Raw genomic sequence first — 19,826 nt, 5'->3', positions numbered from 1 at the left:
TATATATTTAAGATAACATATTTAATATGTCAAGTCAAAACTATACATATTTTGCCATTATCCTCATAATAAAAAAGGTAATCCTCTTCTTCTTGTGAAAAGGTTACCTTTTTCCAATATTACTAACTTTTAATGTTGAATTTTTTTACTTTTCTATACAGTGTAGCTATACCTATATTTAAAGCCTCAGCTACCTTTTTCATACCTTCTGTGTTACTTCCATATTTTTTTATAGCTTTTTCTATAGCTTCCCTCTCAAGGTCATCCATAGTCTTAACTTCTTGTTTATATAATTCATCTAATTTAAAAGATATTAAGTCAGACATACTTCTTACAAAAGCAGTTAACTCCTTGTCTTTTGAAAGTATTTTTTCCTTTTGTTCTTCATTAAATGCAGCTATACCCAAAATTCCAAGTATATGTTCTCCCATTTTAACAGGAGTACATATATCAGCTAACTCTTTACAATTTTCTCTATTGGCACATTGATTACAGTTCTCTTCTATTTCCTTATTTATAACATAGGATTTTCCATCTTTTAAAACAAGAGAGTATACTGATTTCTCTGAGATTGTCTCTCCTATTTTACCTCTGAATATTCCTGTCCCTGCTATCCTAGTTAAATCTTTTGTAACTAAAGTAACATCTACATCCAACACATTAGAAATATTCTCGCAAATACTTTGAACGTAATTCGTTATATTATTTAAATTCAAAGTAATCCCTCCTATTTAGATTTATATTTTTTAATACTCTACATAAATCCTATTCTTGAGAACTTTAAGCTTGCGGTTGTGGTTGTGTCTCATTAGGCTTATTATCAGTTGGTGGTGTTTCTGGTTTTTGTTGATTATTTTGATTATTTGAATTTTGATTGTTTTTATTTTCATCTGTCTTTGGCTTTTCTTCTGGTTTTGGTTCCATAGTTCCAACTAATATAATACCTTCCTTCTTAGGATAATATGAATTAGCTATTTTTTCAGTTTTAATTTTCTTACCATTAGCATCATTAAATGTTCTATATGTTGATACAGAATATGCATTTCTTCCGCTCTTTTCCACTTTTTCTTTGCCTTTAGGCATTGTAGAATCATTAACTCTTTTCATTGTAGTTTGTGAAACACCATCTAATTTTGTTGATATCGTTATATTTTGTTTGTCTTCTGCACTTCCATATATATTGCAAACAATTTGATTCCCTGAAACGTAATTTTTTATGTAAACTGGATGCTTTAGATTATTTTTAAATAAGAAATCTATTCCACTATCTGCAACAGTTGCATCTCTTCCTTTTGGAACATAACTTGATGGTATTGTATGATTTTTTACATTAACAATTTCTAATCCTGCATATAACACAGAGTTATATAGTGTTGACGAAACTTGACAAACTCCTCCACCATAGTCTTCTTCCATCTCACCTTCCATTATTACAGGTGCACTTTTATATCCATTTTCTTTACTTCTTTTACCTGTATGCTTGTTAAATGAAAAAGTTTCTCCTGGCATAAGTAATACATTACTTATATTATCTGTTGCTAATTTTATGTTTATACTTCTATTTACTTGAGAAGTTTTAAATGTTGTTGAATACTTGCCTAAATTTGTGTCTATATTAGCAAGTTGCTCTTTTTTTATCTTTGCTGGAGTAGCTTTTACTACTAACTTATTCTTATAATTTCCTTTTTTAGTTTGATTCTCAAAACTCTCCATACTCTTAGAAATATCCATTTTAAGACCATCAGAGTCTGGTACAACTTTTACTTTTTCACCACTTATATCAAGTGTTGCATCTTTTACCTCTACATCTATTTCTTTAGCTATCTTTTCCATTTCTGATTTTAGCTTATTTTTATCATAATTTGTCACTACTACTAAGTTGTTTTTCTTTCCAAAATTTGCTGAAATAGTTTTTGATAGATTTCCAAAGAAACCATTCTTTCTATTTAAATTATATGCATTTTCTACTGTTTTATCCAAATCTGCAGATAAATTTAAATCTTTACTTTTAACTTTCCAGTTTTTATCATTGTAGATAAACTCAACATTTTCTAATTTGTATTTTTTACTTAATTCCTGTTTTGCTTGTGCCTTAGTCAATTTGCCAATGTTTACTCCATTAACATATGTGTTTTTTGCTATTTTCTCCCCATTAAATTGCACACACATTATGCCTATAAAAATTATGACTACTAATGCTACAGCTCCAATGGCTATAACTAGCTTTTTGTTCACATTACTCATCCCATACTTCTCCTTACAATAAAATTATTTATATACACCTACTATTATATTACTACATAATCTGCCTTAAAAACCCAAAAACTTTTTAATTATATAATAATTTAACATTATCAATATAATTAATTAATATTCATTTAGTCCTTTTTCTGATATGGCATATATTTTTTCATTGTAAATATTAATAGCATAAACCTCTTTACCTTTAAATAATCCTTTGTTTACTATAGCGTAATAATAAATATTTTTATACTTCCCAAATAATTCTTCTAATGTTTTTTTACTCTTTACATACCTCTCAGCTTTCTCTATATCTAATATCTCAACCTTTTTATATTTGTTATCTTTTTCATCAAGAGTATTAGTTAATACAAATTTAGCTTTATCTTTAGTAATACCAAATTGATAACTTCCATCCTCTAATATCCTAAAGTATCCATCTCCATAGTCTACTTTGTAATCTTTCTTACCATCTTTATATGAATATAAATCTTTAGTTTTTGCACTTACTAAAACCTCATTTACTAATTTGTCATACTCATATACTTCAGCATAATAATATTTATTATTTTTTATCATTTGTGGAAGTGAATTTATAGATAGATTTGACTTATCCTTGCCACTTTTTTTGGATATTACATTTATGATGTCATCAGATGTTAAAGTATACAATGATAAATTCTTCTTATATTTTTTCTCTAGACTTTGCACTTTTTCATCATCTGAATAATCTTCTTTTAAATATTCTATATACTGTAATGCTCTTTCATAATCTCCAGAAGTATTTGCCTCTTCAGCTCTACTTATATAATAATCATACATTTCCTCAATACATTGCTTTTTCGCATTTTGAGCCATATTATAATACTTCTCATCTTCTTTTAATACTTTATTATACTTTTCGATAGCTTCATAATACTTATATACTTTTTGATCTTTGACTGCTGAATCATAAACATCTCTAGATTCCCTAATTGTTTCTATATTCTGTTTGTATACATCTAAATTACTACCCACTCCATTTAATATTGAAACAGTGTTTATATAGTTAATGGCAACATCATAAGTAGTATTCTCTTCCTTATACATTTCCTTAACTCTATCCGCCTGAGCTAGCAAATCATCCACACCTATATTTATTTTATTTAACTCTTTTACTGTATTTATTAATCCAATAAAATTTTCTTGACTTATATCTCCATCTAAATATTTATCACCACTATTTAATAATAATTTGTTAATTTTTTTAGAAACAGACTTATTGAATCTTTCCATTTTTGAAGCAGAAAACTTTTTTTCTATACTCGCATAGTAATCAACAGCTATAGAATATTGTCTTTTATCTATGATTTTCAACAATTCATTAGCTTCATTCCCTACACTAAATTCATTACTACTTAAGAAAAATACTATCATTAAAACAATTACGCCTAATGCTGATAATGAAACTGCAACTATAGACTTTCTTTTTTCATCAATAAAATCTACAGTTTTCTCAAATAAATCTCTAAAATTCATTATGGTTCCCTCTCCATTTAGCAATATTTATATTCTATGGTAAACTAAATTTCTTATTGGTTATTATATCATAATTCCTGAAAAAAAATAAAAACACAAGTTAAATCGTGTTTTTATTTTACCTATCAATCATTATTTTATACATAAATATTTCCTTTACATAAACTATGATATCTTTCTCTTTATATCTCTAGAATGACTTTTTTGTTTTTTATTAGCACTGACATTTTTCATTCTTGTTTTATGTACAGTTTTATTATCAAATATTTTTCTAGCATTGCATAAAACAATTCCAGTTGTTAAACAAACTGTAACTACACCGCCCATCAAAAAGTAATAATCCAATCCTATATGTACTCCCATAACTGAATTTATTAATACTAATGCAAAAGTCATTGCAAAACATATCATCATGGAGATAACTAAAATTCTTAGAATTTTTTTCAATCCAATCACCTCGTATAATCACTAATATTGACACTACCCCTTATCCATTACTATACCAAATTAGTAAAAAAATAGCAATTACTATTGTCATTTATATTAGGAATATATTAAATATTTTTAATAAATATCTTTTTTTGACATTAGGATTCGTTAATTTTTAATAAAGTAGTAACACTAATCTGTATTAATTAATAGAATAAAATAAATGATAATTTATTGAGGGGTGATTTACATGCCAAATTTGCCAAGTTTAGGATCAAAGGCTCCTGATTTTAAAGCCAATACAACAAACGGCCCTATTAGACTCTCTGATTATAAAGGTAATTGGATTGTTTTATTTTCACATCCTGGTGATTTTACACCAGTTTGTACTACAGAATTTTTGTGCTTTGCTAAATATTATGACGAGTTCAAAAAAAGAAATACAGAGTTAATTGGTCTAAGCGTTGATAGTAACAGTTCACATCTAGCTTGGATGTACAATATTTCTTTGCTTACAGGTGTAGAAATTCCATTCCCTATTATAGAAGATAGAGATATGAGAATTGCAAAGTTATATGGTATGATATCAAAACCAATGAGTGATACATCAACTGTTCGTTCTGTATTTATTATAGATAATAATCAAATTTTGAGAACGATTCTTTATTATCCACTTACTACAGGAAGAAATATTCCAGAAATACTTAGAATAGTAGATGCTCTTCAAACTAGCGACAGAGACAACATAGTTACACCTGCAAACTGGTTCCCTGGTATGCCAGTGATTTTACCATATCCTAAAAACTATAAAGAATTAAAAAACAGGGTTAACAGTTGTAATAAGAAATATTCCTGCATGGACTGGTACTTATGTTTTGTACCAGATAATTATAATGACGAAGAATTAAACAAGAAAATTGATAATACTTGTAGCTGGAATACAGAACATACTAAAAATATTGAAAATAAAGGTGATTGTGAAGACAAAAATACTGACTACATGCACAAAACTCACGATTGTAAAGAAGAACACAGTAATGATATTAAAAAAGATTTTAACTGTGAACAAAAACACACTAAAAATACCAATAAAACTTGTAACTCTAAACAAAATAAGCTTAAAGATAAATCTTGTGATGTAATGAATTATAACTACGATAAAGAAGATAGTAGTTATGAGGATTTCTATAAAGAAAATTATAAAAATTATGATTATACTAGTGAAAAAAATACTAAGAAAATAGCTATGAAGACTTTGAAGGATTCAAAAAAATTAGTTAGACCACAAATAACAGACCCATACAATCCAATAGTTGAAAATGCAAATTGTCCAGATATAAATCCAATTGTGGTAGAATATGTTCTTGGTAATCCAACTAATGTAGATGCTCAACTATTAGATGCAGTTATTTTTGCTTTTGCAGAGATAGACCAGTCTGGTAATTTATTTATCCCTTATCCTAGATTTTTAAATCAATTACTTGCTCTTAAAGCTGAAAAGCCTAGTTTAAAAGTAATTGTAGCTATTGGAGGTTGGGGAGCTGAAGGCTTCTCTGATGCAGCATTAACTCCTACATCCAGATACAATTTTGCAAGACAGGTTAATCAGATGATAAATGAATATGCTTTAGATGGAGTTGATATAGACTGGGAATATCCTGGAAGTAGTGCATCTGGAATAGTATCAAGACCTGAGGATAGAGAAAACTTTACACTTTTATTAACAGCCATAAGAGATGTTATAGGAGATGAAAAATGGCTTAGTGTGGCTGGAACGGGAGATAGAGGGTATATAAATTCAAGTGCTGAAATAGATAAAATAGCTCCAATAATAGATTATTTTAATCTTATGAGTTATGATTTTACAGCAGGTGAAACAGGTCCAAATGGTAGAAAACATCAAGCAAATCTTTTTGAATCTGATTTATCTTTACCAGGATATAGCGTTGATATAATGGTAAGAAATCTCGAAAATGCTGGAATGCCTTCTGAAAAAATACTTCTCGGTATTCCATTTTATGGAAGATTAGGTGCTACTATAACAAGAACTTACGATGAACTTAGAAGAGATTATATAAATAAAAATGGATATGAATATAGATTTGATAATGTTGCTCAAGTACCATATTTAGTTAAGGATGGAGAGTTTGCAATGTCTTATGATGATTCTTTATCTATATTCTTAAAAACTCAATATGTTCTTAGAAATTGTCTAGGTGGTGTATTCTCATGGACATCAACTTATGACCAAGCAAATATATTGGCTAGAACTATGTCCATTGGTATAAATGACCCTGATGTATTAAAAGATGAACTTGAAGGTATCTATGGTCAGTTCTAATATAATGTAAGGAAATTTTATAGTTTTGTTATACAAAAAAGCAGATTGTATTATATTAAATAAGCTTTGTCTAATTAATAATACTGATTAGTTATTTATAAATTAGCTACTTATTTTCTAATAATACAATACTGCTTTTTAATTATGAGTTAAGAGTTTAAATATACTCTTACAACATCTTACTATATATCAATAATCTTTTATTATATGCCAATAGCTTTTTTAGCCAATTTGTCAGCTTCCTCATTATATTGGTTTCCAGAATGTGCTTTGACTTTTGTAAATTTTACATTTAGTTTAGCTTTGATACTATTATAGAAGTTTTTATATGCTATAGTTCCTTCTTTATTTGTTTTCCAAACTCCAGTACACCACTTTTCTATACCTTCATAATCAAAATATAAAATCAAATTTTGAATATTATTCTCAAGACAGTATTGCATTGCAATTTTAGAAGCTTCTATTTCTCCAGCTACATTTCTCATTCCTACAAGAGTTTCATCTTTTCCTTTTTCACTATATGTTTTTATAACTTCATTATGTTTTAAAATCACAACACCTGAACCATACATCTTTATTGAATGTTCATAGCTTCCATCTACATATGCCTCTATAAATTCTTCATCTTCTTTAAAGCTAGTTTTTTTTGAACCATAAATATATTCTTTTGCTTCTTGTAAAGTAGGAAAACTCTTATATTCAGCTCCTGAAAATCCGTTTACCTGCTTTTTGCACTCATCCCATGTATTATATACACCTATATTTTTACCCTTTTTTACAGCATAAAACTTTTGTTTTGCCAAATATATCACTCCCACCTTCTAGTTTTTATGTTCTTCTCTCATAAATATATCTAGATTTATCAGATAGTTCCTATCAAAATACTTTACTTTCATATCTTTATTTATAATATCTATATAATACACTTCCCCTTTTATAGCTCTTTGTCTTATATTTTCATTCATATCTTTTCTTATTATATCTTTATCAACATCATTCTTATCTATTCTAGCATCAACATTTAGTGCTTTTACAGTGTCAAATATAACAGATTTTAGGATTGAACATCTAGATTTATTTAAATGATGCTTTATATAGGTATAAAATTCATTACTATTCATTTTAGAAATTTTACAACCATGCAAATCTTTCTCCAACCTCTTTAGTACACTTATATTGGTTCCTGCATCAAAAATCACAAAACATCCATAATCATATTTACTTCTTAAAATTCTCCCCATAGCTTGTTTTACCTTGATTGTCATTTGTGGATAATTTATAGTGTAGTAATCTATATTATACTTCTTCATTATAGTAAAATATAAAGGGTCTTTTGGATTTAGATTTGGAAGCTTGTCTAAAGTTACACATACCAGACCATCTCCTGGAATATCTACACCTTCGAAACATCCTTTTGAACCAAGTACAACACACTTTCGATTCAAATCATTAAGATGTCTAATCCCTTTTTTATCAGCATAAATTTCTAAATTAAAACCATGTAAATATTTTTTCAATATTTCATAAGTCTTTTCCTGTCTATCTTTACTATTAAAAAGAGCCAATGTATGACCTTCTGTAATTTGTGATATATTAGATATAATTTTACTCATTTCATTTGGGAATTCAGTATTCCTGTATTCACATATATCCGAAAATGCAACTACAGATACCATATTTTTATAATCAAAAATTGGTTCTATAATCTTTTCTACATTCTTAACTCTATCTATTCCTAATGTATTTTTAAAATAAGACATATTTTCAGATAAACTCAAGGTTGCAGATAAAAATATTCCTTTTTCTAACTGAGATAAGATATTTTCTTCAAATAAATCTGCTATTTTTAATGGAACTACTCTAAATTCAAAATCATTATAATTCTTCTCAATTTCAACTATCCTTGCATAATCATCTTTTTCATCATACTCTAAAAATATTTCAAATATAATCTTTATATCCTCTAAGTCTCTCGCCTTTGCTTTTCCAAATTTATATATGTCAGTTTCTTTATCTATACTATCATCATCAATATTTCTATAAATTGTTATTATTATTGCAACTAAATTTTTTATTATTTTTTCACAACTTGATTTTATCTTTTCACTATACAATCTATAACTTATTTCAGTATCTATACCATCTTTTTTTAGTTTTCCCACAATTTCATCTATTTGCAGATTTAATTCCCATCTTAAATTATAATTACTTACACTATTATATTCATTACAACTACCAAAGTCTAATATTGAATCTATCTCTTCAAGAATAAGATTTATACTTCTAGCAATTTTTTGTTTATCTTTTCTTTCAATTTTTAATACATGATAAAATTTATCAAAAGCCTTTATTTTTCTCATGTTTTTACTATATTTTTTATATATGAAGCTACTATCTTGAATGAATTCATATGGATAAATTTCTTGCAATAAGTATCTTAAAGATTTTGAATTTATGATGCTTGAAAAAAAATCATATCCTTTTTCAGTCAAATTATGTGCTTCATCTACTATTATATTTTCTAGAGGTTTTTCATCTTTATATGGCCATTTAGCTAATAAAGAATGGTTTACTACTGTTATATGTTCTTCTTTCAATTCTTCTGTTCTTTTCTTATATAGGCAATCTTTTTTACACTTTTTAGGTCTACACATATTTGGGTCACAGCTTATATTTCTCAAGTGTACATTTATTTCCTTAAAATTATCCAACACCCAATAATTTATTTCTTCTATATCTCCATGTTTACCACCTTCAACTAATCTCTCTAAAAATATCAAAGACAATATTTCTCCCTTAGTAGGCTCTTGAGATTCGTAGTCTGCTATATATGCTTCCAGTCTATCTATGCAAATATAGTTATTTTTTCCTTTTATATACCCATAACTTACTTTTCCATTTAACCCTAAAGAGTCTAACACGTTTGGAATGTCTTTATTTATTAATTGTATCTGCAATTCCTTTGTATCAGTAGAAATTAACAACCTTTTCTTATTAATTCTAGATTCTAATATCGCTGGCAATAAATACCCTACACTTTTACCTATACCAGTTGGTGCTTCTATACATGCAATTTTTTCATCATCTTCACTATTTCTAAACAACTCTCTTATCATTTTAGTAAGCTCATACTGACCTGTTCTATACTCATATGTAAATCCTTCTTTATTCTCCCATATGGTCTTGTATCTCAATAGTTCTTCATAATTATTTTTCTCTTCATCTAAAATTTTTAATGTTTCTCTTTCTTTTTTCTTCTCTTCTTTTGAATTAGGCTTCTTATATTCTTTTTTAATATTTATATTATTTGATAAATCATAGTTTGCATCCTCTAAAAATTTACCCCATTCCCAGATTGAAAGATTAAACTTCTTAAGATAAGAATTTATTTTAAAACTCAATGGCTCCAAAGTACTTTTCTCATAATTATTAAATCTTACTAGGAGACAATTTAAAATATTTATGATATCAAATACATCTGATAGAGCTCTATTTTTTATTTTAGAATCGCAAGCAGTCAAATTATTTTTTAAATACTCTAAACTATACTCTTTATGATATGGTTCTAAAATAACTGCTAATTCAATTAAATCAATAAACTTATTTTTTAACTTTGGCATATGATACTCAAAAAACTTTTTTTTCAAACTTAAATCATGACATATAATCAAACTATCTTCTACAAAATTTATAAGTTCATCTTCTACTTTTTCTATATCATAAGCTATTTCTAAATCACTTTTATTTAAATTACTACATAGTGAAAATACTTCTATAGGTACATCATATTTATTTTTTATTAATGATTGATATGTATCTATCTTCCAATCTTTAACCTTAACAGCTCCAACTTCTAAAATTTCTGAATTTAAATAATCTAATCCACTAATTTCTATATCTAAAAAAACAACATTATTCAACATACTTATTATATTATACATTTTTATATCCCTTCAAGTTAAACAAGTCTAACTTATTTACAATAATTGCTCTTTATATTTTATCATTTATATGTACTTTATTTAATATAATTAATATTAATTTTATATATCTTACAACAAATTTCTTTAATTTATTATCTGTATATATGAATATTTTTAACTATAAATATTCAAACTATATTGTAAGAAATGCACTTGAAATTTTAAATAAGAGGTGAAATTGTGAAAAAAGATAGCCTAAAAAAATACATTATGATAGGAACATTTGCTCTAATACTTTTGGGAATCGCTAGTGTAAACTTTAAATCATTAGATAAGACAAAAACTCAAATTTCTAGCCCAACACTCGATACACATGAATATGATTGGTATTTTAATCCTAGAGAGGATGGTAAACAGCCATCTCCTATAAAAGAAGCAACTTTTTTTAAAAAATATGATTCTTACTATGTAGGAAATCCTAATGAGAAAGTTATATACCTATCATTTGATGCTGGATATGAAAGTGGGAACACTCCAAAGCTATTAGATACATTAAAAAAACATAATGCTAAAGCACAGTTTTTCGTAGTTGAAAGTTATATAAAAAGCAATCCAGATTTAGTAAAACGTATGGAAAAAGAAGGTCATTTAGTTTGTAATCATTCAAAAAGCCATGCATCAATGGCAGGTATTACAGATTTTGAAAAATTCAAAGAAGAAATTACAAGTGTAGAAAAGGCATATAAAGATGTTACTGGAAAAGAAATGCCCAAATATTTTAGACCTCCAATGGGTAAATTCAGTGAGCAATCTTTAAAATACACAAAAGATTTAGGATATAAATCTATATTTTGGAGTTTTGCTTATGTGGATTGGTATGAAAAGAAACAGCCTACACATGAATTTGCTAAAAACAAAATTTATTCAAGAACGCATCCTGGTGCAATAGTTTTATTACATCCAAATTCTTCAACAAATACTGAAATATTGGATGAAGTACTTACACATTGGGAAAAAGAAGGTTATAAACTTAAAACTCTTGATTATCTAAGTAATAAAAAATAATATTTTATTTAAACAAAACTCCATCATGAATTAGAGTAAAAATAAAACTATTTATAAATACTTTAATTCCTAATGGAGTTTTTTATTTTTTATATTTATTTAAAAAGAATTGTCCATTCATTTATCTCTTTATATCCTATATTTTGATATATTTTACCTGCTATATCATTGTTATAAAAAAGACATGGGACTTTTCCTTCCAACAATAATTCTTTACTTAAATTGTAAACTATATAACTTGCAAATCCTTTTCCTCTATATGCTTTATCTGTACTTACAGATACTACCATTGCCAAAAAACTAGTTTCCATTCCAGTTGATGCAGTGCTAATCATAGTATCATTATTTTTAATAAAATATGCTCTTACATTTCCTTCTTTTAAATGCTCTTTTCTTTCTTCTATGTAATTTTTACTTACTTTATAATCTGAGATATTTAAAAGTTTTCCTATCTCATCAATATCTTTTTCATGAGCTGTTTCTATTTTATACTCTTTCATGTGAGAAAAATCTATTTCTTTTATTTCCTTTAATATACAAAATTTATTATCTAGTTTTTCATAAAAATCTTTATATTCGCCTATTAGTCTATCTATTACACACTTTTTTCCACTTATACTTTCTACATCCAAATCTTTTATATGATGTTTCATCTCTTTTACATCAAAGTCATTTTTTAGACTATAAATTATAAGTTTTGACTTATTCTTTAATATTATAGAAGTTATATTTCCTCCTTTCATTTGAGACCATATATCTTGAGAGTAGGAGCTAAACCCATAGTTTTCAACATATCCAATTATGAATAAGTTTAGACTTTCTTCATGTGATACATATTGCCAAAATTCTTTTTCTAAAGTATTATCTATTTTTACAATCAAGTATATATCCTCCTTTTGTATTAATAATGATATACCTTATAATTTATAGTATCATTTAAATCCATTATATTCCACCAAATATTCTTAATTTTTCAAAAATAATTTAGAATTGCAAGCTAATTAATTTCTTATAAAAGTATACAATTAAAATATTATATGTCATTTTTATATTTTAATTAAATTACATTTTTTAATGTCTATGCAATATGTTCATATTTATTTTTATATTCTGTCATCGCTTCATTCCAAGCCTCTTCCACTGAGATTCCTTTCTTAATTGCAATTCTTTGTGCCAATTCTATTATTTTCATAGCTTTTCTTGATATATTCATATATTTTCCTCCTCTAAATTATCACAAATTATTTTAAAGTTAAATTTCTGTAGTTATTTTATATGTTTATTTACTTATATCTTACTAATTATTTGTGTATTAAATGTGAACTACGCTAGAAGAATTTTAGAACTTAATAAACCATAAACTTTACATACAATTCATATATATTTGTCATATCACAATACAAGTGATATAATTTATTATCATTTTATGGGGGTGATATATTATGAAAATAAGAGATGAATACACATGTCCTCTTGAAATTGTACATGACATAATCAAAGGAAAATGGAAAACTATCCTTGTATTTGAATTGAGACAGTCTAATAAGACATTTTCTGAGTTAGAACATAGTATTTTGGGAATAAATCAAAAAATGTTAATTCAACAATTAAAAGAACTACATGAATTTGGTATCATTGATAAGATAAGTTCAGCCGGTTATCCATTACATGTTGAATATTTTCTTACTGACCGTGGTAAAAAAATGTTAAAGGCTGTGGAAATAATGCAAGAAATAGGTATAGAATATATGCTTGAAAACGGTCAACAAGAGGTTCTAGATAGCAAAGGAATTTGTTATAATAAATAGTTTTATACATACCAAAAAGTAAGTAATTTACATTTCTTATATGAATATTATAATAAGGATAGATAGGAGGTATAAACATGTCTATAGCTTTAATACTAATTGATATTCAGAATGATTATTTTAAAAACGGAAAATGCGAATTATTTGAATCAAAAAAAGCTGCTGAAGATACAAAGAAGATATTGCTGTTCTTTAGAGAAAATGACTTACCAGTTATTCATGTACAACATATATCAACAGATAAAACAGCTTCTTTTTTTCTTCCTCACACTTATGGTTCAGAAATAAATGAAACTGTTTTTCCACTGGCAAATGAAGAAATTATAATTAAACATTCACCAGACAGTTTTTTTCAAACCAGCCTACACACTGTACTTGAGAAAAAAAGTATAACTAAGTTGGTGATTTGTGGGATGATGAGTCATATGTGCATTGATACAAGTGTAAGAACAGCAAAAAAATTGGGATACGACATAACTCTTATAGATGATGCCTGTACAACAAAAAATTTATCTTGGTGTGATGTAGAAATTCATGCAAACACTGTCCATCAAGTATTCATGGCATCATTGCAGAATAGTTTTGCAGATATAAAAAATACAGATATTTTTTTGTCTAGTTGTTATAAATAAAAATATTCACCATATTAAAAAAAGCAAACTTAACCTATTTAAGTATGCTTTTTAATCATTTAAAATTAGATACTTTCTACCATTTTTATATATATAAAATACCCTTATCTATTTTATATTCATATATAACTATTATATAAATTTTAAACTTTACTATATCCACATAAAAAATGTAGTATTATAGTATATATAATATTATATAGAAAGGGGTGCTAGACAAATGAATAATCATATACTAATTCAATTTGGGTATATAGCAAGAATCATTATTGCTGGTTTCTGTGGAGCTTTAATTGGATATGAAAGGAAAAATAGACTAAAAGAAGCTGGAATACGAACTCATTTTATAGTGGCATTAGGTTCAGCACTTATAATTATTGTTTCTAAGTATGGGTTTAATGATATAGTAGGTACTCCAGGTATTGGTCTAGACCCAGCCCGTGTTGCAGCACAAGTTGTTAGTGGAATAGGTTTCTTAGGAGCTGGATTAATATTTATTAGAAATCAATCAGTAAGTGGACTTACTACAGCTGCTGGTATATGGGCAACAGCTGGTACAGGGCTTGCTATTGGCTCTGGACTATATTTATTAGGTATTGTTTCAAGTATTATCATTGTTATTGTACAGATATTACTCCATAGAGATAGGAAATGGATGAAACTTCCTACAGCAGAACAAGTTTCTCTCAAAATTTCTAATAGCACTGATTCTATAGAGTACATTGAGGAGAAATTTAAGAAATCTAATATTGAAATTATAAACATGAATATTAAACGTCTTGATGGAGATTGGTTAGAAATAGTTATATATACTAAGTTACCTAAAGGATACAAAAAAACAAATTTATTAAAATTATTTAGTGATAACCCTCTTATAGAAACTTTAGAAATATAAAAAACAACTATAATGATACAATTTGCCACCGATTTGAAAATGTAGTGGCAAATGGGTGGCAAAAAAATTGCCACTCCATTTTTCTTTGTTAAACAATAATGTGTCTTATTAATCATTTTCTTCTAAACTCTTAAATTTTTCTTTTACTCATTAAAGAATCTTTTGTCCATAAATACTCTGCCAATATCAATTCATATCACACTCTATTATTCTCTATTTTTAACTATATCTATAGGTTGTTGTTGAGTTACACAATGAATCATTCCACCATCTTTATACAACTCTCTTATATCTATTCCTATTACTTTTCTATCAGGATATAAATCTTGTATAATCTGATTTGCAACTTTATCATTTGGGTCATTGTAATTTGGAACTAATACAACTTTATTACCTATATAAAAATTCATATATGAACCTTGATATTCTAAGTTTTTTCCATTTTTTAATTTAACATTATTTTGTGTAAGTGGTAGATATATATAATTATACTTTTCTCCTTTTGCATTAGTTGAATTCAATAATATATTAATATCGTTTTGTTTTAGACCCCAATCTATCAATCCTTTTTCATTTAATGTAATTATTGTTGATTCATCATAAAATTTTGCAAATCCATCAATATGAAAGTCTGTTATATCTATTCCAACCACACCATCTAACCATATAAATTTTTCTACACCATAATATCTTCTTATATATTTTTCTATATCACCTTGGCTTAAGTTTTTATTTCTATTTTTATTTATTATAGAACTTTTAGTTGCTAGAAATGTTCCACCACCATCAAGTTCCATTGCTCCACCCTCCAAAACTACTTCTTTTAAATTTATACTTTTCACTCCTAAGTCTTCACTTATATTTTTAGGAATTTGATTTGATTTACTATATGGTTCTTTTCTTCCCCAACCATTAAATCCCCAATCTAATATTACAAGTTCATCGCTTTCATCATATACAAATATAGGACCATTATCTCTTATCCAAACATCATCAGTTTTATAAATATAAAAATCTATATAATTCATATCAATATTTTCTTTTTTCAATAAATTTTCTATTCTATCTTTTTCACTTTTATTATAAACTACTATATGAACATTCTCACCTTTAACTAAAGACTTTGTCATATTTACCCATACATCTTCTATTCCATTTTGATATTTTTTCCCATAAGTATAACTATGAGGCCATTGCAACCAAGTTCCTTCATGTTCTTCATCTTCTAGTGGCATATAATACTTTTGTTGATTATTTTGATTTATGGTTTTGTTTTCATATCCTTTTGTAAATTCTCTTATCATCAATAATAATGGTAGTGATAATCCCAGCATTAAAATTTTCTTATTCATAATAACCTCCTCTATTTTTATATTTCAAGTATAAAGGTTATCATAATGTCAAGGTCAACTAATCTTTTGAAACTTTTATAGATACTTCTGTTATAAATTCGTAGCTAAATGGAGTTAATAATGAGTCTACAAAGTATTTTTCAACAAAATTTCCTTTAATTTTAAAATCGTTATTTTTAATCCACTTGTACAAAGCAGAATAAGCACCAGTTAAATTTTCATAATCTCCATAACATATTGTACTAATATATGTACCGCTTTCAATTACCTTATTATTAAATCCTTTTATATCTTTATTATCTATAATAGGTTGATAATATTCTATTTCATATGTGTTTTCATCTACATTTTCATTATTGTAAAACATTACATAATAATATCCAACTTTATTAGATTTGCTTTTTGAAATCGCATTATAGCAAGATTCTATAAATTCTCCTATATCCTTATAACTAATAATAGCTTTTTGGCACAATGTATTAACTGATTGTCGTTCACAAATATTAATATCATAATTATTTATGATTATATCTTTAAATTTCACCTTTTCTTCTATTTCTGAAATTAAATACCCATATGTATTTACCTTTTTTGTTAATTCTTCAATCTTATTGATATATATATCTATACTTTCATATTTATTATTATCGAATATATCTTTTATTTCTTCATAAGTAAATTCATACCTTCTTAAGTTTTTGATTTTTGATATTACATTAATGTCTCCCTTTGTATAGTATCTATATCCATTATTTTCTATGTGACTAGGTTTCAATATATTTTCTTTATCATAATATCTGAGCATTCTAGATGATATTTTAGTTATTTTTGAAGCTTCACCTATTTTATACATACAAACACCTTCTTTATTTTATTGATTGTAAGTTTATTACTTTACTATTATATACTGTAAATAAAACTTGAACAAAGTGTAAATGGTACAATTTTACCAAATAAAAATAGACTAGATAATCACTAGTCTATTTTCATATTATTTAATCCAGAATTTTTATATTATTTTATCATCAATTAAAATTTAATTATTTAGTTACAAGTACTTGAATTTCAGTTACAAATTGTAGTATTTTCTTTATGTTTATTTATAGTTAATTTTATATAGTAAGTTCGGTGGCAAATGGGTGGCAAAAAATTGCTACTCCATTTTTTTATTAAATAATACTATATTTTTTATTAATCATCTTCTTCCAAATTCTTAAAATATTCTTCTAACTCATTTAGTTTTTTTCATCTACATTCTCGTCATCTTTATGTAATGCTGAAATCAAACTTTTAATTGAATTTTTATGTATATTTTTTATAAATTCTCTTGTTTCAAATCTCTGATATTGCTTTTCTTTTACTAGTACATTATAGTGAGTACGTTTATCTATTTTCTCTGTTTCTAAAGACTCTCTTCTTTGCAATCTTTTTAATACTGTAAATGTAAGTTGTATCTTTCCATTCATACTTTTAAGTTTCTATAATACTCTTCTAATGAGGAAAATAAGCAAACTCGCAACAGTGTATACCATTGTGCCCTACTTGCCAGTATTGAAAATAGCAAAATAAGAAATGCGCCTTTTACCAATAGGGCGCATTTCAACCGACCGACAAACTAATAGTTTGAAGTCTAAGCTATACCCAAAAGTAGTACAATTTTATACTTCCTTTCGTGTCAAGAAAATTCCAAAGATTGCCCCGATAAGGATAATAGGTGCTAACCTAACAAACAGCCATTCAAATATGTGAAAAGCTGCTCCGAAAACGGCTGTTTCAGGGTCACTATAATTCCAACCCAAATAAGGACTATTTATTGCTATTAGAACCGCAGAAATTATTACTATGACCGCACACAATGAGATAAGTAGCCAATGAACCATTTTCTGTTTCATGGTCTTCCTTTGTGCAAGCTGCAAGTTTATAATCTCCAGTTTTTCAGAAATCACTTTTAAGTCATCAACCTTAGACTCAATAACATTTTCTCCAAGCAAAATGCTTACAGGTGTTTCGAGCACTTCTGATATAGAAATTAACATATCAGAGTCAGGAACGGACAATCCCTTCTCCCATTTAGAAATTGTTTGTCGCACTATATTCAACTTGATAGCAAGTTCTTCTTGTGAAAGCCCTTTTGATTTTCTGATTGCTTTAATGTTTTCGCTTAACATTAGTGATAACCTCCTTTCTTTTAGTGTCACCACTATTGTATGAGGAAGTGCCTGTTGCTACAAGCAACGCATATTAACATTTAACTTTTAATAGGAAAATTGTGATTTACCGAGTACGCCTTCTATGCCAAAGGTGAACACTCTTCTTTCTTTTACTCTAAATTCAAACATTGGATCTGTCAAGTTATTCTGCGTATCCTTATATCGTGTTTCAAGTCTTTATAAAATCCATGCGGGAATCGGGCGGGATTCTGGATAATTCATACTTTGTAAACACCTAAAAAATACAAGTTGGAAAAATGTTAAAATACCTATTCATTGGTGTTCTTGGCATTGTCGCGCCTTTAATAAAGTCGAAAAAAATTTGAACCCAATACAATTTTTTATTACATTATAAAAAAGTTACTTAAATTGTTTTTTAAAATATATATTTACTAATTAACTATTATTACAAAAAGTGACTTTTGTATCCATTAATGGTAAAATATAGGTCGTAACAATATACCAATGTTATAATTTTATATATTATCTATTTTAATAATAAGGAGGCTGAGTAAATGAAGAACAGCAGATGGAAAAGCAAAAGAGGATTTACTATGGTGGAATTATTGGTGGTAGTTGCTATAATAGGTATCTTAGCAGTAATAGCTCTCCCAGCTTTATTTAAAAATATAGAAAAGGCTAAAATAGCTAAGTTAGAGTCTGATGTAACTGCAATAAAAAGTGCATCACTTAGTTATTATGCCGATAAATCTAAGTTTACTGATGGAAATACAATTTCATGGGTGAAAAAAGATGGAAAGATAGTAGTAAATGGTGGTCTTAAAGTTGACCCTCTAGCTAATAACATAGAAGGTTTAGGTATGCCTTATAATGGTTCATATACATTGATGTCTAGCGGTGGAGAAAAAGAGTTCTTACAGCTAATTATAATTCCAGACGGAGAAATAAGTCAAAGCGGTTTAAAAAAATTAACAAATGATTATGGAAATTCAATAAAGATAGACTCTTCCCAAGGTGAAATGAATATAATTCTAACATTACTTAACAATGAACCAAAATCTTAAATATAACAATATAATAATGCTTAATTCCAACTATAGAAGTGTATTTACAATACACTTCTATTTTTTATTGTATCATATTTACTCTATTAAAAAGGCCTATTTAAATCGTTTTTAAGATATGTTGAGTAAGGTTATTGATTTTATACCTTAATGTATTTCAAAAAAATAAGTACTCCTATAAAAAGAGTGCTTTGGTGTATGTTAATGTATATATCTAATACAATTATAACAGTTCTTATGTTTTAGTATGATAATTTTCATTCGTTTTATTGTTACAGGTTATACTATAAGTTTTATGTTATTTGTTAATATTTGTAATTTTTTAGACACTCTTTATATTTGTTCTGCTGCTATACTTTTATTAATAAAATAAATATTATATGAGTA

18 protein-coding genes are annotated in these 19,826 nt (G+C 26.8%); 6 read left to right on the top strand and 12 right to left on the bottom strand.

Features of this window, described 5'->3' with window-relative positions; genetic code table 11:
- Positions 1-122 precede the first annotated feature (122 nt).
- The 4 genes from Q3287_RS01330 to Q3287_RS01315 form a co-directional block, all read right to left on the bottom strand.
- Complete coding sequence (locus tag Q3287_RS01330) at positions 123-716, bottom strand: helix-turn-helix domain-containing protein (protein ID WP_054276403.1); 594 nt, start codon at positions 714-716, stop codon at positions 123-125.
- A 64-nt stretch (positions 717-780) separates the two neighbouring features.
- Positions 781-2,244 carry a VanW family protein gene (locus tag Q3287_RS01325; protein ID WP_167640089.1) on the bottom strand — a complete coding sequence of 488 codons (1,464 nt, stop codon included), beginning with the start codon at positions 2,242-2,244 and terminating at the stop codon, positions 781-783.
- 123 nt (positions 2,245-2,367) lie between these two features.
- Entirely contained in the window at positions 2,368-3,759 is a 1,392-nt protein-coding gene (locus Q3287_RS01320; RefSeq protein WP_407963389.1) for a UbiD family decarboxylase, read from the bottom strand.
- Positions 3,760-3,924: 165 nt separating this feature from the next.
- On the bottom strand, positions 3,925-4,173 hold the full coding sequence (locus Q3287_RS01315; RefSeq protein WP_054269966.1) for a hypothetical protein: 249 nt from the start codon (positions 4,171-4,173) through the stop codon (positions 3,925-3,927).
- Positions 4,174-4,438: 265 nt separating this feature from the next.
- Here Q3287_RS01315 and Q3287_RS01310 point away from each other — a divergent pair, with 265 nt between their 5' ends.
- Entirely contained in the window at positions 4,439-6,529 is a 2,091-nt protein-coding gene (locus tag Q3287_RS01310; protein WP_054276400.1) for a peroxiredoxin, read from the top strand.
- A 203-nt stretch (positions 6,530-6,732) separates the two neighbouring features.
- Here the strand turns inward: Q3287_RS01310 and Q3287_RS01305 are convergent, their stop codons facing one another.
- Entirely contained in the window at positions 6,733-7,332 is a 600-nt protein-coding gene (locus Q3287_RS01305; protein ID WP_054276399.1) for a viroplasmin family protein, read from the bottom strand.
- A gap of 18 nt (positions 7,333-7,350) precedes the next feature.
- The gene (locus tag Q3287_RS01300; RefSeq protein ID WP_407963388.1) at positions 7,351-10,470 is read right to left on the bottom strand and encodes a helicase C-terminal domain-containing protein; all 3,120 of its coding nucleotides are present in this window, start codon (positions 10,468-10,470) and stop codon (positions 7,351-7,353) included.
- A 222-nt stretch (positions 10,471-10,692) separates the two neighbouring features.
- Here Q3287_RS01300 and pdaA point away from each other — a divergent pair, with 222 nt between their 5' ends.
- Complete coding sequence (gene pdaA / locus Q3287_RS01295; RefSeq protein WP_407963387.1) at positions 10,693-11,517, top strand: delta-lactam-biosynthetic de-N-acetylase; 825 nt, start codon at positions 10,693-10,695, stop codon at positions 11,515-11,517.
- Positions 11,518-11,612: 95 nt separating this feature from the next.
- On the opposite strand, the gene Q3287_RS01290 is transcribed toward pdaA, so the two are convergent.
- Complete coding sequence (locus Q3287_RS01290) at positions 11,613-12,398, bottom strand: GNAT family N-acetyltransferase (protein ID WP_407963386.1); 786 nt, start codon at positions 12,396-12,398, stop codon at positions 11,613-11,615.
- A gap of 197 nt (positions 12,399-12,595) precedes the next feature.
- Complete coding sequence (locus tag Q3287_RS01285; RefSeq protein ID WP_054269913.1) at positions 12,596-12,730, bottom strand: hypothetical protein; 135 nt, start codon at positions 12,728-12,730, stop codon at positions 12,596-12,598.
- A 229-nt stretch (positions 12,731-12,959) separates the two neighbouring features.
- Here Q3287_RS01285 and Q3287_RS01280 point away from each other — a divergent pair, with 229 nt between their 5' ends.
- From Q3287_RS01280 to Q3287_RS01270, 3 genes are all read left to right on the top strand, one after another.
- Positions 12,960-13,325: a winged helix-turn-helix transcriptional regulator gene (locus Q3287_RS01280; protein WP_407963385.1), complete on the top strand. Its 366-nt coding sequence runs from the start codon at positions 12,960-12,962 to the stop codon at positions 13,323-13,325.
- A 77-nt stretch (positions 13,326-13,402) separates the two neighbouring features.
- Positions 13,403-13,957: a cysteine hydrolase family protein gene (locus Q3287_RS01275; RefSeq protein ID WP_407963384.1), complete on the top strand. Its 555-nt coding sequence runs from the start codon at positions 13,403-13,405 to the stop codon at positions 13,955-13,957.
- Between the two features lie 220 nt (positions 13,958-14,177).
- A complete protein-coding gene (locus Q3287_RS01270; RefSeq protein ID WP_054269910.1) occupies positions 14,178-14,852 on the top strand; it encodes an MgtC/SapB family protein in 675 nt (224 codons plus the stop codon).
- Positions 14,853-15,058: 206 nt separating this feature from the next.
- Here Q3287_RS01270 and Q3287_RS01265 read toward each other — a convergent pair whose 3' ends face one another.
- The 4 genes from Q3287_RS01265 to Q3287_RS01250 form a co-directional block, all read right to left on the bottom strand.
- Positions 15,059-16,204 (bottom strand): agmatine deiminase family protein, encoded by a 1,146-nt coding sequence (locus Q3287_RS01265; protein ID WP_284181831.1) that lies wholly within the window; start codon positions 16,202-16,204, stop codon positions 15,059-15,061.
- A 58-nt stretch (positions 16,205-16,262) separates the two neighbouring features.
- Positions 16,263-17,057 (bottom strand): MerR family transcriptional regulator, encoded by a 795-nt coding sequence (locus Q3287_RS01260; RefSeq protein WP_407963383.1) that lies wholly within the window; start codon positions 17,055-17,057, stop codon positions 16,263-16,265.
- 382 nt (positions 17,058-17,439) lie between these two features.
- Positions 17,440-17,670 carry a BlaI/MecI/CopY family transcriptional regulator gene (locus Q3287_RS01255; RefSeq protein WP_407963382.1) on the bottom strand — a complete coding sequence of 77 codons (231 nt, stop codon included), beginning with the start codon at positions 17,668-17,670 and terminating at the stop codon, positions 17,440-17,442.
- A gap of 192 nt (positions 17,671-17,862) precedes the next feature.
- Positions 17,863-18,372, bottom strand: coding sequence for a helix-turn-helix domain-containing protein (locus Q3287_RS01250; RefSeq protein ID WP_407963381.1), 510 nt, complete (start codon positions 18,370-18,372; stop codon positions 17,863-17,865).
- 557 nt (positions 18,373-18,929) lie between these two features.
- Between Q3287_RS01250 and Q3287_RS01245 the strand changes: the two genes are divergently transcribed.
- Positions 18,930-19,439 (top strand): type IV pilin protein, encoded by a 510-nt coding sequence (locus tag Q3287_RS01245; protein WP_407963380.1) that lies wholly within the window; start codon positions 18,930-18,932, stop codon positions 19,437-19,439.
- Positions 19,440-19,826: the final 387 nt, after the last annotated feature.

Source organism: Clostridioides sp. GD02404 (assembly GCF_045898275.1).
GTDB lineage: Bacteria > Bacillota > Clostridia > Peptostreptococcales > Peptostreptococcaceae > Clostridioides > Clostridioides difficile_A.
The sequence above is the reverse complement of the archived record's forward strand: the minus strand, read 5'-3'. Positions and strand labels throughout refer to the sequence as shown.